At 67.0% G+C, this 22,362-nt stretch carries 17 protein-coding genes, 1 tRNA gene and 1 pseudogene; 16 read left to right on the plus strand and 3 right to left on the minus strand.

The window, feature by feature from the left end:
- Positions 1 to 32: 32 nt before the first annotated feature.
- The 10 genes from C566_RS0101055 to pyk all read left to right on the plus strand — a co-directional run bounded on the left by C566_RS0101055 (position 33) and on the right by pyk (position 14,998).
- Positions 33 to 1,610: an anthranilate synthase component I gene (locus C566_RS0101055; RefSeq protein WP_018772468.1), complete on the plus strand. Its 1,578-nt coding sequence runs from the start codon at positions 33 to 35 to the stop codon at positions 1,608 to 1,610.
- Positions 1,610 to 2,302 carry a Trp biosynthesis-associated membrane protein gene (locus C566_RS0101060; protein ID WP_018772469.1) on the plus strand — a complete coding sequence of 231 codons (693 nt, stop codon included), beginning with the start codon at positions 1,610 to 1,612 and terminating at the stop codon, positions 2,300 to 2,302. Before C566_RS0101055 ends, C566_RS0101060 begins: the two co-directional genes overlap by 1 nt.
- 101 nt (positions 2,303 to 2,403) lie before the next feature.
- A complete protein-coding gene (locus C566_RS0101065; protein WP_018772470.1) occupies positions 2,404 to 2,691 on the plus strand; it encodes an HGxxPAAW family protein in 288 nt (95 codons plus the stop codon).
- A 2-nt stretch (positions 2,692 to 2,693) separates the two neighbouring features.
- Positions 2,694 to 3,512 carry an indole-3-glycerol phosphate synthase TrpC gene (trpC, locus tag C566_RS0101070; protein WP_018772471.1) on the plus strand — a complete coding sequence of 273 codons (819 nt, stop codon included), beginning with the start codon at positions 2,694 to 2,696 and terminating at the stop codon, positions 3,510 to 3,512.
- A gap of 127 nt (positions 3,513 to 3,639) precedes the next feature.
- Positions 3,640 to 5,025, plus strand: coding sequence for a tryptophan synthase subunit beta (gene trpB, locus C566_RS0101075; protein WP_018772472.1), 1,386 nt, complete (start codon positions 3,640 to 3,642; stop codon positions 5,023 to 5,025).
- Positions 5,022 to 5,855: a tryptophan synthase subunit alpha gene (trpA, locus tag C566_RS0101080; RefSeq protein ID WP_018772473.1), complete on the plus strand. Its 834-nt coding sequence runs from the start codon at positions 5,022 to 5,024 to the stop codon at positions 5,853 to 5,855. Before trpB ends, trpA begins: the two co-directional genes overlap by 4 nt.
- 3 nt (positions 5,856 to 5,858) lie before the next feature.
- Positions 5,859 to 7,091 carry a prolipoprotein diacylglyceryl transferase gene (gene lgt, locus C566_RS0101085; RefSeq protein ID WP_018772474.1) on the plus strand — a complete coding sequence of 411 codons (1,233 nt, stop codon included), beginning with the start codon at positions 5,859 to 5,861 and terminating at the stop codon, positions 7,089 to 7,091.
- Between the two features lie 268 nt (positions 7,092 to 7,359).
- Positions 7,360 to 11,976, plus strand: coding sequence for a glutamate synthase large subunit (gltB, locus tag C566_RS0101090; RefSeq protein WP_018772475.1), 4,617 nt, complete (start codon positions 7,360 to 7,362; stop codon positions 11,974 to 11,976).
- On the plus strand, positions 11,969 to 13,426 hold the full coding sequence (locus C566_RS0101095; RefSeq protein WP_026266264.1) for a glutamate synthase subunit beta: 1,458 nt from the start codon (positions 11,969 to 11,971) through the stop codon (positions 13,424 to 13,426). The genes gltB and C566_RS0101095 overlap by 8 nt, the downstream gene beginning before the upstream one ends.
- Before the next feature lie 69 nt (positions 13,427 to 13,495).
- Complete coding sequence (gene pyk, locus C566_RS0101100; RefSeq protein WP_043465656.1) at positions 13,496 to 14,998, plus strand: pyruvate kinase; 1,503 nt, start codon at positions 13,496 to 13,498, stop codon at positions 14,996 to 14,998.
- A gap of 122 nt (positions 14,999 to 15,120) precedes the next feature.
- On the opposite strand, the gene C566_RS0101105 is transcribed toward pyk, so the two are convergent.
- Positions 15,121 to 15,726 carry an ANTAR domain-containing response regulator gene (locus C566_RS0101105; RefSeq protein ID WP_018772478.1) on the minus strand — a complete coding sequence of 202 codons (606 nt, stop codon included), beginning with the start codon at positions 15,724 to 15,726 and terminating at the stop codon, positions 15,121 to 15,123.
- 205 nt (positions 15,727 to 15,931) lie between these two features.
- On the opposite strand from C566_RS0101105, the gene C566_RS0101110 reads away from it, so the two are divergent.
- Positions 15,932 to 16,013: transfer RNA gene (locus C566_RS0101110), tRNA-Leu, on the plus strand.
- Positions 16,014 to 16,427: 414 nt separating this feature from the next.
- Here the strand turns inward: C566_RS0101110 and C566_RS0101120 are convergent.
- Positions 16,428 to 17,567, minus strand: coding sequence for an aminopeptidase P family protein (locus C566_RS0101120; RefSeq protein ID WP_018772480.1), 1,140 nt, complete (start codon positions 17,565 to 17,567; stop codon positions 16,428 to 16,430).
- 236 nt (positions 17,568 to 17,803) lie between these two features.
- Here C566_RS0101120 and C566_RS23275 point away from each other — a divergent pair.
- From C566_RS23275 to C566_RS0101140, 5 genes and pseudogenes are all read left to right on the plus strand, one after another.
- Positions 17,804 to 17,938, plus strand: a pseudogene (locus tag C566_RS23275) (TM2 domain-containing protein); the annotation flags it as partial.
- Positions 17,939 to 17,985: 47 nt separating this feature from the next.
- Positions 17,986 to 18,456: a hypothetical protein gene (locus C566_RS22240; protein ID WP_018772481.1), complete on the plus strand. Its 471-nt coding sequence runs from the start codon at positions 17,986 to 17,988 to the stop codon at positions 18,454 to 18,456.
- Positions 18,457 to 18,685: 229 nt separating this feature from the next.
- Complete coding sequence (locus tag C566_RS0101130) at positions 18,686 to 19,132, plus strand: hypothetical protein (RefSeq protein ID WP_018772482.1); 447 nt, start codon at positions 18,686 to 18,688, stop codon at positions 19,130 to 19,132.
- Positions 19,133 to 19,228: 96 nt separating this feature from the next.
- Entirely contained in the window at positions 19,229 to 19,615 is a 387-nt protein-coding gene (locus C566_RS0101135; RefSeq protein WP_018772483.1) for an SHOCT domain-containing protein, read from the plus strand.
- A 473-nt stretch (positions 19,616 to 20,088) separates the two neighbouring features.
- On the plus strand, positions 20,089 to 20,643 hold the full coding sequence (locus C566_RS0101140) for an SRPBCC domain-containing protein (protein WP_196802315.1): 555 nt from the start codon (positions 20,089 to 20,091) through the stop codon (positions 20,641 to 20,643).
- Between the two features lie 511 nt (positions 20,644 to 21,154).
- Here the strand turns inward: C566_RS0101140 and C566_RS0101150 are convergent.
- Positions 21,155 to 22,330, minus strand: coding sequence for a glutamate--cysteine ligase (locus C566_RS0101150; RefSeq protein WP_018772486.1), 1,176 nt, complete (start codon positions 22,328 to 22,330; stop codon positions 21,155 to 21,157).
- Between the last annotated feature and the right edge of the window lie 32 nt (positions 22,331 to 22,362).

Here is a 22,362-nt window from a genome sequence, read left to right on the forward strand (position 1 = left end):
GTCCACCTAAAGAACAGGCGGAAAGCACAGCCATGCAGGACCTTGGAATCATCAGCCCCGGCCTCGAAGAGTTCCGCGAACTCGCAGGCCACAGCCGAGTCATCCCCGTCCGGCTCAAGGTGCTGGCTGACGCCGAAACCCCGATCGGGCTCTACCGCAAGCTCGCCCACGGCCAGCCCGGAACGTTCCTGATGGAATCGGCGGCCGTCGGAGGCGCCTGGTCCCGCTACTCCTTCATCGGCTCCCGCTCCCGCGCCACACTGACCACCAAGGACGGCAGCGCGCACTGGCTGGGCGAGCCCCCTGTCGGTGTGCCCCTGGACGGCAACCCCGTGGACGCCATCCGCGACACCGTCGCCGCGCTGCGCACCGAGCGCTTCGACGGCCTCCCGCCGTTCACCTCCGGCCTGGTCGGGTTCCTGGGCTGGGAAACCGTCCGGCACTGGGAGAAACTGACCAGCCCGCCGGAGGACGACCTCCAACTGCCGGAAATGGCCCTCAACCTGGTCACGGACATGGCGGTCCACGACAACATGGACGGCACCGTCCTGCTGATCGCCAATGCCATCAACTTCGACAACAGCACCGAACGGGTCGACGACGCCTGGCATGACGCCGTCGCCCGCGTCAAAGCCCTGCTCGAAAAGATCAGCCGCCCCGTGGAACAGCCCGTCTCCGTGCTGGAAACGGCCGCCCTCGATTTCGCGTCGAGCGTGCAGGAACGCTGGGACGAAACCGAGTACCTGGCCGCCCTGGACCGCGGCAAGGAGGCGATCGTGGACGGCGAGGTCTTCCAGGTGGTGATCTCCCGCCGCTTCGAAATGGAGTGCGGCGCCGACCCCCTCGACGTCTACCGGGTCCTGCGGAACACCAACCCCAGCCCCTACATGTACCTCTTCAGCTTCGAGGACGCCGCCGGCCGCGAATACACGATCGTCGGCTCCTCGCCGGAGGCCCTCGTCACGGTGACCGGGCACGAGGTCATCACCCACCCCATCGCCGGCTCACGCCCGCGCGGCAAGACGGTGGAGGCGGACAAGGCCCTGGCCGAGGAACTGCTGGCGGACGAGAAGGAACGCGCCGAGCACCTGATGCTGGTCGACCTGTCCCGCAACGACCTCTCCAAGGTCTGCGTGGCAGGATCCGTCGACGTCACCCAGTTCATGGAAGTGGAGCGCTTCAGCCACATCATGCACCTGGTATCCACCGTGGTTGGAGAACTCGCCCCGGCCGCCAAGGCCTACGACGTCCTCAAGGCCACGTTCCCGGCCGGCACCCTCTCCGGTGCCCCGAAGCCGCGGGCCCTGCGCCTGCTGGACGAACTTGAACCGCACCGGCGCGGCATCTACGGCGGCGTGGTGGGGTACCTGGACTTCGCCGGCGACATGGACATGGCGATCGCCATCCGGTCGGCCCTGCTCCGGGAAGGACGCGCGTACGTCCAGGCCGGCGGCGGGATCGTCGCAGATTCGGTGAACCCGACCGAGGCCCAGGAAACCGTGAACAAGGCCGCCGCCCCGCTGCGCGCCGTGCACACCGCCAGGTCGCTGCACAACATCAACGCTGACGCAGTCACCGACTCAGCGCCCGACGCCGGAGCGGAGTCCTGATGGGGGAGCCGGAAGCCTCCGCCGCGAACACCGTGAAGGCCACTGCGAAGAGCACTGTGAAGAGCGCCAAGGGATCCGCCGTCCCGGGCTGGGCCCGCAAGTCCACCCTGGTCCTGGTGATCGCTGCCCTGGCGCTTGCCGTGTTCGGGACCACCACCCAGACCTGGCTCACCGTGCACCTTGACCCCACGCAGCTCGGCGCGGCCGTGGCCAGCCAGGACGGCCTGCAGGTCCAGGGCAGCAAGGCCGCGACCACTGTGACGGCGCTGGCGCTTGTGGCCCTCGCCGGCGGACTCGCGGCCTCCATCGCCGGCCGCGTGGCCCGCTGGGTCATCACCGCGATCATCCTCCTCGCGGCCGCGGGCATCGTCGCCGCGGCAGCCGTCGTGCTGGCGGACCCGCTGGCCGCGGCGCAGGGATCGATTGCCGCCGCCACCGGGATCAGCGGCAGCAGCGTGCAGGTGGACGTCACCGTGTTCCCCGTCCTCGCCGTCGTCGCCGGTGCCCTGCTGGGCCTCAGCGCCCTCGCGATCGTGCCGGCCGGCCGCTACTGGAAGAGCCGCACCAAATATGACGCGGCCTCCACCGCGGCCGCCGCCGGCGGGACTGCGGCAGGCGGTAATGCGCCGGCCGCCCCCGCGGACGAGATTGACAGCTGGGACCGGTTGTCCCGCGGTGACGACCCCACCTGAGCCGATGACGGGCGCGGGGAGCCACGCGACTAGCAGCGCGGCCAAATAACACCGCCAAAAAATGGCAGAATGTAAGCAGTATTCATCCTGAGGAGATTTCAATGAGCAAAGCCACTGTTTCCGCATCCACGTCCGCTGCGCCGAAGGGCGTCTACGACGACGTCGACCACAGCGAAGCGCCGGGTCACGGCAACAGCCCGGCCGCGTGGACCTGCGTGATCGTGATGTTGATCGGCGCCCTCATTGCGTCCATCGCCTTCGTCATCGCCAACACCCCGATCTTTGTTGCCGGTGCGGCGGTCATGGTGATCGGCCTGCTGGCCGGCTGGGCGATGCGCAAGGCCGGCTACGGCGTCGGCGGCAGCAAGCTGAAGAACTCCGGCCACTGAGCGTGAGCGTTCTCGACGACATCAACGCCGGTGTCAGGGAGGATATGCAGGCGCGCCAGCGTCTGGTCACGCTCGCGGAGCTGAAGGAGCGCTCCGCCGCGGCGGCGCCCGCCCGTGACGCCTGGGCCGCCCTCGGCGGGACCTCAAGCACCCGGGACCAGCTCAAGGTGATTGCCGAGGTCAAGCGCCGCAGCCCGTCCAAGGGTCCACTCGCGGACATCGCCGACCCCGCGTCCCTCGCCGCGCAGTACGCCGACGGCGGGGCCGCCGTGATCAGCGTCCTGACCGAGGAGCGCCGCTTCGGCGGCTCCCTGGCCGATCTCGACGCCGTCCGGGCCGCAGTGGACATTCCGCTGCTGCGCAAGGACTTCATGGTTGACGAGTACCAGATCTGGGAGGCCCGGGCCCACGGCGCCGACCTGATCCTGCTGATCGTGGCCTCGCTCTCGGACGCCCAGCTGCGTGAGTTTACGGCCCTCAGCCGCGAGCTCGGCATGAACGTGCTGGTCGAGACCCATACGGCCGAGGAAATCGAGCGCGCAGTAGCCGCGGAGGCCCGGATCATCGGCGTCAACGTGCGCAACCTCAAGACGCTCGACGTCGACCGTTCCGTTTTCGCGGAGCTGGCCGGCGGCATTCCCGCCGGTGCGCTCGTGGTCGCCGAATCCGGTGTGCGCGACGTCGAGGACGTCAAGCACTACGCGGCCCGCGGCGCCAACGCGGTCCTGGTCGGCGAGGCGCTGGTCAGTGACGCGACGCCCCGCGAGCGGATCACCGAATTCATGGCTGCCGGCGCGACGGCAATCGCCGCCCGCGCCTGAGGCCGGCCGGTCCTGGCGCCTCCGTCCGGACCGTGAGCGGTACCGGGCCCGCAATTTTGCCCGGACCAATGAGCGGATCTCATCTGCAGATCCCCAAAGCTAGCAGTGGAACAGGATGGTGAGACTGATGGTCGATGCGCCAGCAGCCGGCTCTGACGAAAGTGCCGTGGACGCGTTCCTGCAGGGCGGCCGCCCCGAGGAGCATCCCGCGCAGGGCGAACCGTCCCTGCGCCACGCCCCGGGGCCCTACTTCGGGAACTACGGCGGCCGGTGGATGCCGGAGTCGCTCATCGCAGCCCTGGACGAGCTCGAGGACACCTTCGAGAAGGCCAAGGCCGATCCCGAGTTCACGGCCCAGATCGCCGAGCTGAACAAGAACTACTCGGGCCGGCCCTCCCTGCTGACCGAGGCCAAACGCTTCGCCGAGCACGCCGGCGGGGTGCGGATCTTCCTCAAGCGCGAAGACCTCAACCACACCGGCTCGCACAAGATCAACAACGTCCTGGGCCAGGCGCTGCTGGCCAAGCGGATGGGCAAAACCCGCGTCATCGCCGAAACCGGCGCCGGCCAGCACGGTGTTGCCAGCGCCACGGCGGCAGCCCTGCTCGGACTCGAATGCGTGGTCTACATGGGTGCCGAGGACTGCCGCAGGCAATCCCTCAATGTGGCCCGGATGGAGCTCCTCGGCGCCACCGTCATCCCGGTGACCAACGGATCCCAGACGCTCAAGGACGCCATCAACGAGGCCCTGCGCGACTGGGTGGCGAACGTGGGCAACACGCACTACCTGCTGGGCACCGCCGCTGGCGCGCACCCGTTCCCGGCGATGGTCCGCTACTTCCACGAAGTGATCGGCGAGGAAGCCCGCGCCCAGATCCTGGACCAGACGGGCCGGCTGCCGGATGCCGTCTGTGCCTGCATTGGCGGCGGCTCCAACGCGATCGGCATCTTCCACGGCTTCCTCGATGACCCGTCGGTCAAGATCTACGGCTTCGAGGCCGGCGGCGAGGGCGTCGAAACCGGACGCCACGCAGCCACCATCACTCTCGGCAAGCCCGGCGTGCTGCACGGCGCCCGCTCCTACCTCATGCAGGACGACGACGGCCAGACCATCGAGTCGCACTCCATCTCCGCGGGCCTGGACTACCCGGGCGTCGGCCCCGAGCACTCCTACCTCGCCGACATTGGCCGGGTCAGCTACGAGCCCATCACTGACAGCGAAGCCATGGAGGCCTTCCGCCTCCTGTGCCGCACCGAGGGCATCATCCCCGCCATCGAATCCGCCCACGCCCTCGCCGGCGCCATCAAGGTGGGGCAGCGGCTCGCCGCCGACGCTGCCGCAGACGCGGCCGCAGGCAGGGCAACCGACGCCGGCGCAGCATCAGAGAAGATCGTGATCGTGAACCTCTCCGGCCGCGGCGACAAGGACGTGGCCACAGCCGCGGAGTGGTTCGACCTGCTGGACAAGGACTCACCCGAAGCCGAAATCGCCAAAGAGGGGGAACAGCTGTGAGCACCAGCCAGGACGGCAACCAGCACACCGCGCAGCACGCCAGCAAGTCGGCCGCGGCCATTGACCGCGCCCGCGCCCAGGGCCGGGCGGCCCTGATCGGCTACCTGCCGGCCGGCTACCCGAGCGTTGAAGACACCATTGCCGCCGGCATCGCCCTGGCCGAGAACGGCGCCGACCTCATCGAGATCGGCATCCCGTACTCGGACCCGGTCATGGACGGCCAGGTCATCCAGGCTGCCACGACGGAGGCCCTGGCGAAGGGCTTCCACGTCCGGGAGGTCTTCGAAGTCGTCCGCGGCATTACGAGCAAGACCGACGCCGCCGTGCTGGTGATGACCTACTGGAACCCCGTGGTCCGGATGGGCGTGGACGAGTTCTCCCGCCGCCTGGCCAAGGCCGGGGGAGCCGGGCTCATCACGCCGGACCTCATTCCGGACGAGGCCGCCGAATGGATGGCAGCCTCGGACAAGTACGGCCTGGACCGGGTGTTCCTCGTGGCTCCCTCGTCCTCGCCGGAACGTATGAAGCGCACGGTCGACGCGAGCCGCGGCTTCGTCTACGCCGTCTCCATCATGGGCGTCACCGGCGCCCGGACCTCGGTCAGCTCCGCGGCCAAGGACGTCGTCGCCGCCGCGCGCGCCGCCGGCGCCGAACGCGTCTGCGTGGGCCTCGGCGTCTCCACCGCCAGCCACGTCCGCGAGATCGCCGAGTACGCCGACGGCGTGATTGTCGGCACCGCCCTCGTCGCGGCCATCCGGGACGGCGGCGTGGATGCGGTAGCCTCCTTGACGAAAGACCTCAGCACCGGCCTTACCAAGGAAGAAGCGTAAGCAATGCAGTCAGTCCTCCACGCGGCGGCGATGATTCCCGCGAGCATTCCGAGCCCCAGCTGGTCCGGATTCGACATCCCGCTGCCGTGGGGGTCCCTGCGCATCCATGCCTACGCCCTGTGCATCCTCGCCGGCATTATTGCCGGCCTGTGGCTGACCTCGGTCCGCTGGGCACGCCGCGGCGCCCCCGAGGGCAGCGTCTGGGACATCGCCATCTGGGCCATCCCGTTCGGCATCATCGGCGGACGGCTCTACCACGTCTTCTCCTCTCCGGACGCCTACTTCGGCCCGGGATTCGACGGCACAGGGGACCTGTCCCTGATTCCGCAGATCCAGCGCGGCGGCCTGGGCATCTGGGGCGCCGTCGTGCTCGGCGCCGTGGGCGCCTGGATCGGGTGCCGGCGTGCCGGGGTGAAGCTGAGCGCCTTCATGGACGCCGCGGCCCCCGGGCTGCTGCTGGCCCAGGCGATCGGCCGGTGGGGCAACTACTTCAACCAGGAGCTCTTCGGCGGCCCCACCACGCTTCCGTGGGGGCTGCAGATCGATCCCAACAACCCGAACTTCCCCGCCGGCATGCCGGCAGAGACGCTCTTCCACCCGACGTTCCTCTACGAGTCGCTGTGGAACCTGGCCGGCGTGCTGATCCTGCTGGCCCTGGACCGCAAGTTCAGCTTCCGCCGCGGCCGCCTCTTCTGCCTCTACGCCATGTACTACACCCTGGGCCGTGTCTGGATCGAGGCCATGCGGATCGACGACGCCGAGCAGATCACCCTCTTCGGGCTCACCACCAGGCTCAATGTCTGGACCAGCATCATCGTGTTCGCCGGGGCCCTGCTCGCCTTCATCCTCCTCGGACTGCGCAAGCGCTCCGAGCCGGACACCCCGTTCCTCCCGGGCCGCGGGCCGGCGGAGGCAACGCCGGTGGAGACGACGCCGGCTGAGACGACGCCGGCTGAGGAAAAGACGGCAGCGTCAAAGCCGGACGCTGACGCCACCGGCGACGACCGCGCCACCGTTCCCGCGGACGCGGCAACCATCCGCCATTCGGACACCGCTGTCTCAGATAGTGAATCCCGTGCTAATCTCCGGAATAACCAAAGCGGACCAGTTCGCGCATCCGAGGATGCGGACAAGGACTCCACGGGCGGCACCGCGCCCGCCAAGGGAGCTCCGGCAGCCGGAGTTTCCGGCCGCCAGGGAACTGGAACCGCGCCGGAGGCTGAGGGCACCAAATAGCTCAGCGCCGGCACTTCGGGTTGACCGGAGCCACCGCTCACCGGACCCGACTCCACAGCGTCGTGGCAAGAGGGCTTGCCATGGACAGCAGATCGAAGCTGTCCATGCAAGCCCAGGCCAGCACCTGCGTAACTGTTAGTACAGGAGGCCGGGCTGGCCTACAATTCCAGTTAGAAAAACACTCTGTTGCGCCCGTCACACACCGGCGTGCCGAGTGGGGCCAATGTTGTCCCTCCCATACGCACGATCAGGAGGAAGGACGTCTCCAATGACCCAAACTCTTCACAGCCCCAGCTGGTCCGATCCGGACCAGCCCTCGGCTGCCGCGTCACCCTTCAGCCGCTTCGCGGCGATTCCGGCCGCTGCCGGACTCTACAACCCGGAGAACGAGAAGGACGCCTGCGGCCTGGCCATCATCGCCACGCTCCGCGGTGAGCCTGGCTACGACATCGTCGACGCCGCCCTGACCGCGCTGCGCAACCTCGAGCACCGCGGTGCCGTGGGCGCCGATGAAGGTACCGGCGACGGCGCCGGCCTCCTGATGCAGGTGCCGGACGAATTCTTCCGCGCAGTCACCGACTTCGAGCTCCCGGCCCCCGGCCAGTACATCGTGGGAACCGCGTTCCTGCCCGCCGAGCAGCGCGAATCCGACGCCGCCCGGGCCGGCATCGAAGGCCTCGCCGCGGACGAGGGCCTGACCGTCCTGGGCTGGCGCGAAGTCCCGATCGTGGCCGACCTGGTCGGGGCCATGGCCCGGGCCTGCATGCCGTACTTCTCGCAGCCTTTCTTCGCCTCCAGCACCGGGGAAACCCTCGAGCGCAACGAGCTCGATTCCCGCGCCTGGCGGATCCGCAAGCGCGCCCAGAACAAGTTCGGCGTCTACTTCCCGTCGCTGTCCTCCCGGACCATCGTCTACAAGGGCATGCTCACCACCGCGCAGCTCGAGCCGTTCTACCCGGACCTGTCGGACAAGCGCTTCAAGACCAAGCTCGCGATCGTCCACTCGCGCTTCTCCACCAACACGTTCCCGTCCTGGCCGCTGGCCCAGCCGTTCCGCACCATCGCGCACAACGGCGAGATCAACACGGTCAAGGGCAACCGCAACTGGATGCGTGCCCGGCAGTCCCAGCTCTCCAGCCCGTTGCTGGGGGACTCACCCGAAGAGCTGTTCCCGATCTGCACCCCGGGCGCCTCGGACTCGGCCTCCTTCGACGAGGTCGCCGAGCTGCTCTGGCTCTCCGGCCGGCCCATCACGCACTCGATCATGATGATGATCCCGGAGGCCTGGGAAAACCACGCCACCATGGATCCGGCCCGCCGCGCCTTCTACGAATACCACTCGATGCTCATGGAGCCGTGGGACGGCCCGGCGGCCGTCTCCTTCACGGACGGCAACCTGGTCGGTGCCACGCTGGACCGCAACGGGCTGCGCCCGGGCCGGTACTGGATCACCGAGGACGGCCTGATCGTCTTCGCCTCCGAAGTCGGCGTGATCGACGTCGAACCCTCCAAGGTGGTCAAGAAGGGCCGCGTCTCGCCGGGCAAGATGTTCCTGGTGGACACGGAGGCGGGCCGGATCATCGACGACGCCGAGGTCAAGGCCGAGGTCGCCGCCGCGAACCCCTGGGCCGAATGGGTCAAGGACAACCTGATCGACCTCAAGAACCTGCCCGAACGCGAGCACGTGGTGCACACCGCCGCGTCGGTCAACATCCGCCAGCGCACCTTCGGCTACACCACCGAGGAACTGAAGATCCTGCTGGGCCCGATGGCCCGCACCGGCGCCGAACCGCTCGGTGCCATGGGATCCGACACCCCGGTTGCCGTGCTGTCCAAGCGCCCGCGGCTGCTCTTCGACTACTTTGTGCAGTCCTTCGCGCAGGTCACCAACCCGCCGCTGGACGCCATCCGCGAAGAGCTCGTCACGTCCCTGATGTGCGCAATCGGCCCGAACGGCAACCTGCTGGACACCAACCAGGTCCGGCAGCCGCAGGTCTCGCTGCCGTTCCCCGTGATCAACAACGACCAGCTCGCCAAGATCGCGAACATCGAGAGCGCCGACGGCGGCAAGGTCGCCATGAAGGTCCGCGGGCTCTACCGCCCTGAAGGCGGTGAGAACTCGCTCCGGGCCCGGCTCACCGAAATCTGCGAACAGGTCTCCGGCGCCATCAACCGCGGCGTCCAGTATGTCGTGCTCTCGGACCGCGACTCGAACGCCCAGTGGGCCCCGATCCCGTCCCTGCTGCTTGTCAGCGCCGTTCACCACCACCTGCTGCGCAGCGCCAACCGGACCAAGACCGCCCTCGTGGTGGAGGCCGGCGACGTCCGCGAGACCCACCACGTCGCGGTTCTCATCGGCTACGGCGCCTCCGCCGTGAACCCGTACCTGGCCATGGAATCCGTGGAGCAGCTCATCGCCTCCGGCGACGTCGTGGGGGTCACCCCGCAGGACGGCGTCTACAACCTGATCAAGGGCCTCGGCAAGGGCGTCCTGAAGATCATGTCCAAGATGGGCATCTCCACCGTCGCCTCCTACACCGGCGCCCAGACCTTCGAAGCGCTCGGCCTCGGCCAGGACCTCGTGGACGAGTACTTCTCCGGCACGCACTCCCAGCTCGGCGGCGTCGGCCTCGACGTCATTGCCGCCGAAGTCCTGGCACGGCACCGGATGGCCTACCCCGAGAACGGCATCGAACTGCCGCACCAGCCCCTGCTCGGCGGCGGCGAATACCAGTGGCGCCGTGACGGCGAACCCCACCTGTTCAACCCCGAGACCGTCTTCCGGCTCCAGCACGCCACGCGTGAACGCCGCTACGACATCTTCAAGGCCTACACCCGCGGCGTTGACGACCAGTCCGAGAACCTCATGACCCTGCGCGGGCTGCTGAAGTTCAAGGCCGGTTCGCGTCCCGCGGTGCCGCTCGAGGAAGTGGAACCGGTTTCCAGCATCGTCAAGCGGTTCTCCACCGGCGCCATGAGCTACGGCTCCATCTCCAAGGAAGCCCACGAGACCCTCGCGATCGCCATGAACCGGCTGGGCGGCAAGTCCAACACCGGTGAAGGCGGCGAGGACGTGGACCGGCTGCTCGATCCCACCCGCCGTTCCGCGGTCAAGCAGATCGCCTCCGGCCGCTTCGGCGTCACCAGCCTGTACCTGTCCAATGCGGACGACATCCAGATCAAAATGGCCCAGGGTGCCAAGCCCGGCGAAGGCGGCCAGCTGATGGCGCAGAAGGTCTACCCCTGGGTAGCCCGCACGCGGCACTCGACCCCCGGCGTCGGCCTCATTTCGCCGCCCCCGCACCACGACATCTACTCCATCGAGGACCTCGCGCAGCTGATCTACGACGCCAAGCGCGCCAACCCCTCGGCCCGCGTGCACGTCAAGCTCGTCTCCGAGGTTGGGATCGGCACCGTAGCGGCCGGCGTCACCAAGGCCAAGGCCGACGTCGTGCTCGTTTCCGGGCACGACGGCGGTACCGGCGCCTCGCCGCTGAACTCGCTCAAGCACGCCGGTGTCCCGTGGGAACTCGGCCTCGCCGAGACGCAGCAGACACTCATGCTCAACGGACTGCGCGACCGTGTGGTGGTGCAGGTCGATGGCCAGCTCAAGACCGGCCGCGACGTCGTGATCGCCGCGCTGCTCGGCGGCGAGGAGTTTGGTTTCGCCACCGCCCCGCTGGTGGTCTCCGGCTGCATCATGATGCGCGTTTGCCACCTGGACACCTGCCCGGTGGGCGTCGCTACCCAGAACCCCGAGCTGCGCTCCCGGTTCAACGGCAAGCCCGAGTTCGTGGTGAACTTCTTCGAATTCCTTGCCGAGGAAGTCCGCGAAATCCTCGCCGAGCTGGGTTTCCGCAGCATCGAGGAGGCGATCGGCCACGCCGAAATGCTCGACTCCCGCGACGCGATCAACCACTGGAAGGCCGAAGGGCTGGACCTGGATCCGATCCTGCACGGGCTCGAGTTCGACAACGACGCGCCGCTGCGCAACCTCACCGGCCAGAACCACGAACTCGACAAGCACTTCGACCAGCGCCTGATCGCCATGGCGGCCGAAGCGCTGAGCGATCGCACGCCGGTGAAGATCTCCGTGAACGTCATCAACACGGACCGCTCCGTCGGCACCATGCTCGGGCACGTCGTGACGAAGACCTTCAGCACCGACGTCCTGGCCACGGACACCATTGACATCACGCTCAATGGCACCGCCGGCCAGTCACTCGGGGCGTTCCTGCCGGCCGGCATCACGCTGCGCATGTTCGGCGACTCCAACGACTACGTCGGCAAGGGACTTTCCGGCGGCCGCATCATCGTCCGGCCGGACCGCACCAACGTGTTCCCGGCCGAGCGCAACGTGATCGCCGGCAACGTCATCGGCTACGGCGCCACAAGCGGTGAGCTGTTCCTCCGCGGCCAGGTGGGCGAACGCTTCCTGGTCCGCAACTCCGGCGCCACCGCGGTGGTCGAAGGCATCGGCGACCACGGCTGCGAGTACATGACCGGCGGCCAGACGCTCATCATCGGCCGCACCGGACGCAACTTCGGCGCCGGCATGTCCGGGGGCACGGCCTACGTGCTGGACCTGCAGACCGAGCGCGTCAACAAGCAGGCCCTCGAGTCAGGCGAGCTGCAGCTGCGCGAGCTCGACGCCGAGGACCGCGACATCGTCCACGGGCTGCTCGTCAAGCACCACGAGGAAACCGAGTCGCTGCTCGCGGCGCGGCTCCTCGAGAACTTCGATGACACCGCAGCCCGCATAACCAAGGTGCTGCCGCGCGACTACGCGGCCGTCCTGCAAACCCGTCTTGACGCCATCGAAGAGGGCTTGGACCCCGACGGCGAAGAAGTTTGGTCTCGAATCCTGGAGGTGACCGGTGGCTGATCCACGCGGATTTCTGAAAGTACGTCAGCGTGAAACCCAGCCGCGCCGTCCCGTTCCGGTCCGCATCATGGACTGGAAAGAGGTCTACGAGGCCCAGGAAAAGGGTGTCCTGAAGGCCCAGGCCGGCCGCTGCATGGACTGCGGCGTCCCGTTCTGCCACCAGGGCTGCCCGCTGGGCAACCTCATTCCGGAATGGAACGACCTCGTCTGGCGGGACAAGGGCGAGGAAGCGATGGAGCGGCTGCACGCCACCAACAACTTCCCCGAGTTCACCGGACGGCTGTGCCCCGCCCCCTGCGAGGCGTCCTGCGTGCTGGGCATCAACCAGCCCGCCGTGACCATCAAGCAGGTCGAGGTATCGATCGTGGACCAGGCCTTCGAGAACGGCTGGGTCAACCCGCTGCCGCCGGCACGCCTGACGGGCAAGACGGTCGCCGTCGTCGGTTCCGGCCCCGCCGGGCTCGCCGTCGCCCAGCAGCTGACCCGGGTGGGCCACACGGTGGCCGTGTACGAGCGCGACGACAAGATCGGCGGCCTCCTGCGCTACGGGATCCCCGACTTCAAGATGGAAAAAGAGCAGGTGGACCGCCGGCTGGAGCAGATGAAGGCCGAAGGCACCCGGTTCCGCACCGGGGTGGCCGTCGGCGCCGACGTGACGTGGGAGCAGCTGCGCCGCCGGTACGACGCCGTCGTCATCGCCACCGGGGCCACCGTCCCGCGTGACCTGCCGATCCCGGGCCGCGACCTCGACGGCGTCCACTACGCCATGGACTACCTCGTCCCGGCCAACCGGGTGGTGGCGGGGGAGACCGTGGAGAACCAGATCAACGCCGCGGGCAAGCACGTCGTCATCCTCGGCGGCGGCGATACCGGCGCCGACTGCCTCGGCACCGCGCACCGGCACCAGGCCGCGTCCGTGACCACCCTGGCGATCGGCAAGCAGCCGCCCATCGAGCGGGCCGGCCACCAGCCGTGGCCGACGTTCCCCACCCTGTTCGAGGTCGCCAGCGCGCACGAGGAAGGCGGCGAACGTACCTACCTCGCCTCCACCGTGGAGTTCGTCGGGGAAAACGGCAAACTCACCGGCGTCAAGGTTGCGGAGACGGAATTCGTCGACGGCAAGCGCCTGCCGAAGGCCGGCACCGAGCGGATCATTCCGGCGGACCTCGTCTTCCTGTCCCTGGGCTTCACCGGCGCCGAGCCGGCAGGGATCACGGACCAGGTCCAGGCCGACTTTGACGGGCGCGGCAACGTGGCACGCGACGGTTACTACATGACCAACACTGAAGGCATCTTCGTCGCGGGCGACGCCGGCCGCGGCCAGTCGCTCATCGTTTGGGCCATCGCCGAAGGGCGCGCCTGCGCGGCCGCGGTGGACAAGTTCCTGATGGGCAGCACCATTCTGCCGGCACCCGTGGCGCCGACCGACCGTGCGATGGCTGTTCTGTAGTCCCACAGGACCTCCGGGATTCATCCGCACTTCAACTTAATCCATGCAACACACCAGTAGGGTAGGTATATGAGACGCGCTAAAATCGTGGCCACTTTCGGACCGGCAATCGCAAGCTTTGACAACACGCTGGCCGTGCTGGAAGCCGGCGTTGACGTGGCACGCATGAACATGAGCCACGGCGATTACTCCGTGCACGACAACACCTACGAGAACGTCCGCAAGGCTGCGGGACAGCTCGGCAAGGCCGTGGCCATCATGGCCGACCTGCAGGGCCCGAAGATCCGCCTCGGCCGCTTCGTCGACGGTCCTCACCTCCTGGAGGTCGGCGACACGTTCACGATCACCACCGAGGACGTTCCCGGCACCAAGGACATTTGCTCCACGACCCTCAAGAGCCTGACCGAGGACGTCAACCCCGGTGATGCCCTGCTGATCGACGACGGCAAGGTCGCCCTCCGCGCGATCGACGTCGACGACGTCAAGGTGGTCGCCCAGGTGATTGTCGGCGGCTGGGTCTCCAACAACAAGGGCATCAACCTGCCCGGCGTTGCTGTCAACGTGCCGGCGCTGAGCGAAAAGGATGAGGACGATCTGCGCTGGGCCATGCGCCGCGGCGTGGACATGGTTGCGCTGTCCTTCGTGCGGGATGCCTCGGACATCGTCCGCGTGCACGAGATCATGGACGAGGAAGGCCGCCGCGTGCCGGTCATCGCCAAGATCGAGAAGCCGCAGGCCGTGGAGCAGCTCCCCGAGATCATCGACGCCTTCGACGCCATCATGGTGGCCCGTGGCGATCTCGGTGTGGAACTTCCGCTCGAGGAAGTGCCGATCGTGCAGAAGCGCGCCATCGAACTGGCACGCCGCTGGGCCAAGCCGGTCATCGTGGCCACCCAGGTCCTCGAATCGATGATCGACAACCCGCGCCCTACGCGCGCCGAGGCCTCCGACTGCGCCAACGCGGTGCTCGACGGCGCCGACGCGGTCATGCTCTCCGGCGAGACCAGCGTGGGCAAGTACCCGATCGAGACCGTCAAGGTCATGGCCCGGATCATCGAATCCACCGAGGTCCACGGCCTGGAGCGCGTCCCGCCGCTGGGCACCAAGCCCAAGACCCGCGGTGGCGCCATCACCCGCGCCGCCGTCGAGATCGCCGACCAGCTGGAGGCCAAGTACATCTGTACCTTCACCCAGTCCGGTGACTCGGCACGCCGCCTGTCGCGCTTGCGTCCCATCCGCCCGGTCTTCGCCTTCACCCCGGTGGAGCACGTCTGGAACCAGCTCGCACTGACGTGGGGCATCCAGCCGGTCCTGGTCCCGATGGTGGGCCACACCGATGAGATGACGGCCCAGGTTGACCGCAGCCTGCTGGAACTCGACGTCGTCGAGGACGGCGACCTGGTGGTCATCGCCGCCGGTTCCCCTCCCGGAAAGGCCGGTTCGACGAACCTTCTGAAGGTCCACAAGGTGGGCGACCTCGCCGACATCGGCAGCCAGGGCGAAGCGGCCGTGGCCAAGGACAAGCTCGGCCCGTGGCCGGAAAAGAAGAAGAAGAACCGGGTCCAGGCCTAGTTCTGAAAGCTTGAATGCAAAAGGGAGGATCCCCGCCGGCTGGCGGGGATCCTCCCTTTTTGGTGCTTTGGTGCTTCGCGTGCGCGGCTTCCAGCCGCGGGGGCGGCCGGCGCCGTCGGACGCTAGTTGACCTGGTTGATGATGGTTTCGGCGACCTCGCGCATGCTGAGGCGGCGGTCCATCGAGGTCTTCTGGATCCAGCGGAAGGCTTCCGGTTCCGTCAGGCCCATCTTGGTGGTCAGGAGGCTCTTGGCGCGCTCCACGAGCTTGCGGGTGGCGAACTGCTCCTGCAGGTCGGTGACCTCGCTCTCCAGGGCCTTGATTTCCTCGTGGCGGGACAGCGCGATCTCCAAGGCCGGGATGAGGTCCGCCGGGGTGAACGGCTTGACCACATACGCCATGGCACCGGCGTCGCGGGCGCGCTCCACGAGCTCTTTCTGGCTGAACGCGGTGAGCAGGACCACGGGGGCGATCCGGGCCTTGACGATCTTTTCAGCGGCTGAGATGCCGTCCATGACCGGCATCTTGACGTCCATCAGGACCAGGTCGGGCTTGAGCTCCTCGGCGAGCTGCACGGCCTTTTCGCCGTTGTCTGCCTCGCCGACGACGTCGTAGCCTTCGCCCCGCAGGATCTCGATGATGTCCAGGCGGATGAGGGTCTCATCCTCGGCGACAACGACGCGGCGCGCCGGCTGGGAAGTGGGGGTTGACTCCGTCTGTTCTGACACGGGAACTCCTTGGAAAGGTACGGCGGGAACTCAACCATCATAGGTTTTGTCCGCCAATGTACTTGGACCGGTTTGGTTCGATGCGGCGTCACTGGCGCGATTCTGGAATTCAGCCTATCTGCATGTAGAGTAATTTCGCGCACTGGAAGCGATCGCGTTGCTCACAGCACTGTGGCAGGCTGATTGTTACACCGGTGTACTCCGCGCCCGAGTGGCGGAATTGGCAGACGCGCCGCACTCAAAATGCGGTATCGAAAGGTGTGTGGGTTCGAGTCCCACCTCGGGCACGTGTTATCCCTGTTCAGGGGCTTGTGAGCCTCTGACGGTGTACAAATCTCCTTATGGGCCCTACGTGGCCCATTCTTGTTGGCGTCCGTTGCGGTCTGGCGGCTCCTTCGCTTGGCGTGGACGGCTGTGTTGCTGTGTAGTCCTTCATGGCCGGAAGCGCCTGGAACTGCATGACTTGCTGAGTCTTGGGGATCAAGTCCTCATGTTCATCCCGGTCGGCAGCCGGAACGCCTGGGAAACTCTCGTTATGTCCTCGATGATGTTGTTGAGCATTGGGTAGGGGCCGGGCGAACCGATTGGGCTTGGTGACGACCAGGGTGCCGCCGGCCCGGCCAGCCGCCAGGGCTTCGTAGAGTCCCGGCCGTTTCCGCTCCTTCGGGTCACTCCGTGTTCACCAGTGACCCGTCTGCTGACTAGTGGACGATTCTCATCTCGTGCGAGGTCTGATTGAGTCGCCGTCCGCCGTCGGGAACGACCGTCACAATGTCTTCGATCCGAACGCCGAACCTGCCCGGCAGGTAGATCCCGGGTTCGATCGAGAAGCACATGCCGGGGTGGAGGAGTTCGGTCTCGCCCTCGACCATGTACGGCGGCTCGTGAGTCGTCAGCCCGATTCCGTGCCCGACGCGGTGAATGAAGTAGTCGCCGTAGCCGGCTTCAGTGATCACCGCCCGGGACACGCGATCGATCTCCTGGCACTCGACGCCTGGCCGCACGGCCTCGAACCCGGCCTGCTGTGCGAGCCTGACGACGTCGTGAACCTCGCGCTCCTCGGCGGTGGGTTCGCCGACGTGCACGGTCCGCGTCGTGTCTGATCCGTAGCCGTGTTTGAGGCCGCCGAAGTCGAGCACCACCATGTCTCCGTCCTCAATGATCCGCGGGCCGATCTCGTGGTGAGGGTTGGCTCCGTTCGGGCCCGAACCGACAACGGTGAAGTCCACCTGCGAATGACCGAATTGGCGAAGTAGGTCGGCGAGATCAGAACCGACGTCGGTCTCGCTGCGCCCAGCGAACCGCACGGTGACGATCTCCTCGTACGCCTGGTCTGCGGCCGCGCCGGCCGCCGCCAGCCTCTCGATCTCGTCGTCATCCTTGATCGCCCGAAGCATCGGCAGGGCCGTCGTCATCGAGACGTAGGACGACTTGGGCAGCCGATCCTGCAGGCCGAGGAGGTGCATGGCCCAGGCCGAGTCGGAGACGGCATAACGTCCGGTGCCGGCCATCAGCGTCGCAGATTCCGTGTAGGGGTCGCTCCCGTCGGTCCAGTCGGTAATCCGCAGATTCGAGGCGCCGCCGGCGGCTTCCGCGTCGGGCCGCTCGAGCCTCGGAACGATCATGGCGGGCTCCGCGTCGACGGGGATCACGAGCATGGTGATGCGTTCAGTGATGGCCACGGGTGCATACCCGGTGAGGTACAGCAGGTCCGGTCCGGGAGTGACCAGGATGCCGTCGAGCCCGGCATCCTGGGCGGCGCGGGCTGCTCGCCGCAACCGCCCGGCGAAGTCATCGGCAGTGAACGGAGCCGGCTCGGAAAGGCTGCGATGATCACTCATGATTCGCATTCTCGTGCGCGGGGCATTACTGGTCAACCCATCGTCCGGACAGCCGCTCCAGCTCTGGAATCACCAGTCGCGGGTGAGACGGTGGTCTGTCGCTGCGGACACGCAGCGTGACGAGACGCGCCAGCGGCGCCCCACTCGTGCCGGACATCCTCACGTGGCTGTTCAAGAATCGGAATGTGCCTCCGACCGAGCAGTACTGGCTTTTCTTCGAAGGTGAGCTGCTGCCGATGCGCTCCCTGCGAACCGCCTGGCTGCTGGCATTGTTCCTGGCCTTCACCGGCGCGGACCGGTTCTACCTCCGCCGGCCTGGCACGGGCACCCTGAAGGTGCTGACGCTCGGCGGGTTCGGAATCTGGTGGCTCTTTGACCTGTTCCGGATCACCAAGAATATGCCGCCGACTGTGCGTCCATGCCGTTGGCCGTCACCGACTCCCTGCGCCGCGGCCTGCGTATGGCCTCGAACGTCGTGGCCGTCGCCCTCGGCGGGTGTTCTGTCATCGGGGCTCCCGACACCGGGACCCTCACAGCCACCGTCACTGCCATGGATGCACTGCTGAACCAGGCGCCGCCGACACCGATGAAAGGGTGGATCACCGTCGCGGAGGCCTCCGGCACCAAACCCGCGGGCCCCGTCGAGACCGTCACCGGCAAGCTCCACATCGAGTACGCCTTCACTGGGCCCACCGTCGTCTACCTCCAACCTGCGAAAGGGCCTGGCCCTGCCCTGATCAACGCCGGTGCTGGGGCGACCGGCGTCACCCTGAACCCGGGGACCTACCACGCTCACGGTCAGCACTACCGGCAAGGCCTGGCACCTCAAGGCAGAGCAGTACCGGATCTCCGGGTAGCTCCGGGCCCGCTGACCAGCACGGCGTCCTGATTGAAGGACCGTGAGTCCAGGATGGCCGGGATCTGCTGCCCAGCCCACCGCCGGTACGAGGCCCAGCGGCGGGCGCCTATTTCATAGCGGGGCGCCCTGGGATTCCGGCTGCTGCCACTTCGGATCATCTTCCCCGGATGAGGTCCGGACCCACGGTGCGGGCAGACAATGGTCGGACTTGCGTGTGGCAGGTCTCCCTGCCGCAATCCATTTCGGAAAGGAGCCATCCGTGTCCAGACCACACCCGATCCTTGCAGGATCGATCGCAGCCGCGGCAGCCATCGTACTCCTCACCGGCTGCGGCCCCTCTAGCCCCGGCACGGCCGTCAGCAGCGCCAGAGCGGAGAAGAACGTTTCGCAGGCCTGCGCTGCTGCCAGCGCCTTCGCCGGAGCCCTGACAAATTTCAAACAGACACTAAAACCGGGCGCCACGATAGAACAGATCAAATCGGCGCGAGAACAGGTCGCGAAGTCCTACGACGATCTGGTCAAGGCCAGTCAGGACGTAGCCAAAGACGAGATGGACGCCGTTAAAACGGCCGAAAACAAGTTCGACGCGGCCGTCAGAGCCGTCCCGGATGACGCCACCCTGACCCAGGCGGCCGCGTCCCTGCGGGACGACGCCGCCAACGTCCAGGCCGCGGTCAGTGACCTCCAGACGGCGACCAAATGCTGACCTTGAGGGTTCTCCGATAGGCAAGCAGCCAGCCTCAGTCCTGCCCCGGCTGCATTCCCGTACAACACCGCTCCGACCGAGAGCAGGGAAGTTGACATGACTTTCTGGGAAAACTTTTGGGATATTTTCTGGTGGTTCTTCCTCGTATACGCGTTCATCGCCTTCCTCTGGGCGTTGTTCGCCGTCATAGGCGACTTGTTCCGCGACGACGACCTGAGCGGCTGGTGGAAAGTCGTCTGGATCCTCTTCCTGGTCTTCGTGCCCTTGTTGGGTGTGCTGGTGTACGTGATTGCCCGCGGTAAGGGCATGACGGGGCGGTCCATGGAACGGGCGCGGGCGAACCGGGAGGCCTCGGATGCGTACATCCGCAGCGTCGCTGCAGCGAGTCCGAGCGACGAGATATCCAAAGCCACGGCTCTCCGCGACTCCGGAACTATCAGCGCTGATGAATTTGAAAGAATCAAGACCAAGGCCCTGGTCTGAGAGCGTCGTCGACCCGGTACCGCTTGGCAGCAAATGCAATGACCATGGACGCGGTGGTGCCCTACTCCTCGACTAGGGTGCGGTGTCCTTCTGCGCAACGCCAGGCTGACGCTCCATGCCTATTCGGCGGCCCGGTGGCCGGTTCCCCGCCGTCGAGGGCGTGCCCGCAGGCGGCTCGGACCGGCCGAGGATGCGAGGCATAAACCTGTCAATGGACTCTCTGGCTGCGCACAGGAAGCCGGGCTAATATCCGGCTATCACTCCGTTTTGAATAGGAATCCCTTGTCCGAAGAATCAGTAGGGAACGTCGTGCCCGTGATGCACGAACTGCCGGCCGCGGAGGGCTGCCGTGTCATGGCCGTCCAGAACGCGGCGCTGCCCTTTGCCGGCCCTATCGGCCATGGAGCCTGCCCATGCCTGGACTGTCGCGTCGGTGGTCCGATCTTGCGGCCGTTGCCTTGGGCTGCGGGCTGATGTCTACAGACCAGGTGCCCACAACCCGGCGCCCTCCCGGCCAGGGACAAGGTAAGTCCAGGCACTCCGTCGGTGCCGAGACACTGATCAACGCCCGATGCTCAACCGTCTGGGACGTCATCACCGATGCACAGAACTACACCGTGTGGGAATCCGGCATCACCCGCATCAGGGGCGAGCTGCGCAGCGGTGGCACCATCAGAATCCGCACGCACACCGGAGGGAACCGCAGCTTCCGGCTGCGCGTCCGGCAGATGCCCGGCGAGGAGATGACCTGGACGCAGGGCCTGCCGCTGGGCTTGCTCACCGGCGTGCGCACCTTCACGCTTGAACCCCTGGGCGGCATGACACTCCTGCGCGTAAATGAGGAGTTCACAGGGCCGCTTTGCGGGATCCTGCTCTGGGAGTTCGTGTCAGACACTCAGCAGACTTTCAACGATTACGTTGACGCCGTCAGGAAACGCGCCGAAATCCTCGGCCGACACCCTCACATCACGGGTCATGGGCACCAGCCAAGCGGCGCGCAGCGTCCAAGAGAGCCCGACGCCGCTTGAACGACCTCCGGGCCATGCTTCGCGACGGCCTGACGTTGCGATACCGGTTCTCAGTCGGGACACCGTCACGGCCGGTCGGGGAGTGTATCTGCTGGATGACCACGAGATCGTGAGGCGGGGCCTGTGCCAACGGCTGGGGTTTGATGGTCTGAGCCATTGCCGGGGAATCGGGTTCCGCGCGTGTGGCGGTCCGGCGGTGCAACCGCCAGATCAGCAAGGAGAAGATGCTGGCGGAGAAAAACTGTGAAGAATTTGGAGACGAACTGCGGGCAAGGGACGCCGGGCGGCTTGCCGACGCACTTACCTCGGCCGGGACCGGCCTGCGGGGACTCCGCCAGCTGCAAAGCCGGACCTAAGAATCCGGGATCCTCCAATGGCATTCCGGGCTCCGGCAAGCTGGTGATTTGCCATCTCCCGGGGAGAACCCAAGGAGGGGCACGCTCGCAGGGACCGCACCCGTTTGGGCGTCCGCTGGTGCGGCCGGCTGTGCCTTCCTGTCTTGTGGGGTCAGTCAGCTAGTTTGCAAGCGCCGGGACCGGCGATGAGGGGCCGGGGCGGTCCCGTGGGTGTGTCCGATGGCCTCGAGCACCACGGCGGGCAGGCTCTGGGTGCTCATCATGATCTCGCGCTGCCGGCGTGCACCTGTGCCGGAGGCCAGGATCCGGGCCGCTTCCGAGGTCACTTGCTCCTCGTCCCCGCTGTCGGCCAGGGCTGGCCGGATATGGGAGAGGAGGACCTGGACAGCTTCGGCGGCCGGGCATGGAATGTTCAGCAGGGGGTGCAGGAGGGTGTCGTCGACTCCTGATTGACTTGCCCTCCACGCCGCCAGACGCAGTTGCCCGGCGGACAGCCGGGGCGCTGAAATCCCGGCACGCCATTCCCGGGCGGCACGTTCAACGAGTGCCCGCACTATCGCGGCAATCGCGGCCGCGTGCGAGGCCTCCATGCAGACGTCGGCTATGCGTACCTCCACCGTCGGATGGTTCCGGGAGAGGCGCGCGTCGAAGTACATCATGCCTTCGTCGAGGAGTACGCCCGTTGTCAGCAGGGATTGCACGTACTTGTGATAAGCCCGTTCTGATCCGAACCTTTCGCTGGGCCCGGCGGTCGGCCAGCGGTTCCAAGCCTGGTAGCGGAAGCTTGCGTATCCGGTGTCGGCGCCCTGCCAGAAAGGGGAGTTCGCGCTCAGCGCCAGCAGCACGGGCAACCAGACCCGGATTCGGTCCAGGACTGCCACCCCTTCCTCACCGTCGGTGATTCCGACATGAATATGGAAGCCGCAGGTGAGTTGCTCCCGGAGCGTCAACCCGAACCGGTTTGCCATGTTCAGGAATCGGGGCTGCGGTACGAGGGTAGGAGTGGTCGGGACGGGACTGGTGGCCACGGCGACCGCTCGTGCACCCACCGAACGGGCCGCCTCGTCGGCAAGCCGCCGGCCCTCTCGGACGCCCGCAATCACTTCCTGAAGCGTGGAACAGACAGGGCCAACGGCCTCAAGCTGCTCTTGCTGGACCTCCAAAGCCAAGAATGGGCCGCCACTGGTTTCAGGGCGCTGCGGGGCCTTGGCCAAGCACGCTTCCGCGGTGGGAACGGGCTGCCCCGTCGTGGCATCGACGAGCAGGAATTCCTCCTCGACGCCGAAGGTCCTTTGAACTCCGCCGCCAGAACGGTTGGGTGGTCTCGTCATTGAAGAATTCAAGGCAGCTCCTAACAGGAAGG

This window comes from Arthrobacter sp. 131MFCol6.1 (genome assembly GCF_000374925.1).
Taxonomy (GTDB): domain Bacteria; phylum Actinomycetota; class Actinomycetes; order Actinomycetales; family Micrococcaceae; genus Arthrobacter.

What these genes read in the sequence shown, in the direction of transcription:
- C566_RS0101055 (WP_018772468.1), top strand. Translation starts at nt 33, where the DNA reads ATGCAGGACCTTGGAATCATCAGCCCCGGCCTCGAAGAGTTCCGCGAA.
- C566_RS0101060 (WP_018772469.1), top strand. Translation starts at nt 1,610, where the DNA reads ATGGGGGAGCCGGAAGCCTCCGCCGCGAACACCGTGAAGGCCACTGCG.
- C566_RS0101065 (WP_018772470.1), top strand. Translation starts at nt 2,404, where the DNA reads ATGAGCAAAGCCACTGTTTCCGCATCCACGTCCGCTGCGCCGAAGGGC.
- trpB (WP_018772472.1), top strand. Translation starts at nt 3,640, where the DNA reads ATGGTCGATGCGCCAGCAGCCGGCTCTGACGAAAGTGCCGTGGACGCG.
- lgt (WP_018772474.1), top strand. Translation starts at nt 5,859, where the DNA reads ATGCAGTCAGTCCTCCACGCGGCGGCGATGATTCCCGCGAGCATTCCG.
- gltB (WP_018772475.1), top strand. Translation starts at nt 7,360, where the DNA reads ATGACCCAAACTCTTCACAGCCCCAGCTGGTCCGATCCGGACCAGCCC.
- pyk (WP_043465656.1), top strand. Translation starts at nt 13,496, where the DNA reads ATGAGACGCGCTAAAATCGTGGCCACTTTCGGACCGGCAATCGCAAGC.
- C566_RS0101120 (WP_018772480.1), bottom strand. Translation starts at nt 17,567, where the DNA reads ATGAGTGATCATCGCAGCCTTTCCGAGCCGGCTCCGTTCACTGCCGAT.
- C566_RS22240 (WP_018772481.1), top strand. Translation starts at nt 17,986, where the DNA reads ATGCCGTTGGCCGTCACCGACTCCCTGCGCCGCGGCCTGCGTATGGCC.
- C566_RS0101135 (WP_018772483.1), top strand. Translation starts at nt 19,229, where the DNA reads ATGACTTTCTGGGAAAACTTTTGGGATATTTTCTGGTGGTTCTTCCTC.
- C566_RS0101140 (WP_196802315.1), top strand. Translation starts at nt 20,089, where the DNA reads ATGTCTACAGACCAGGTGCCCACAACCCGGCGCCCTCCCGGCCAGGGA.
- C566_RS0101150 (WP_018772486.1), bottom strand. Translation starts at nt 22,330, where the DNA reads ATGACGAGACCACCCAACCGTTCTGGCGGCGGAGTTCAAAGGACCTTC.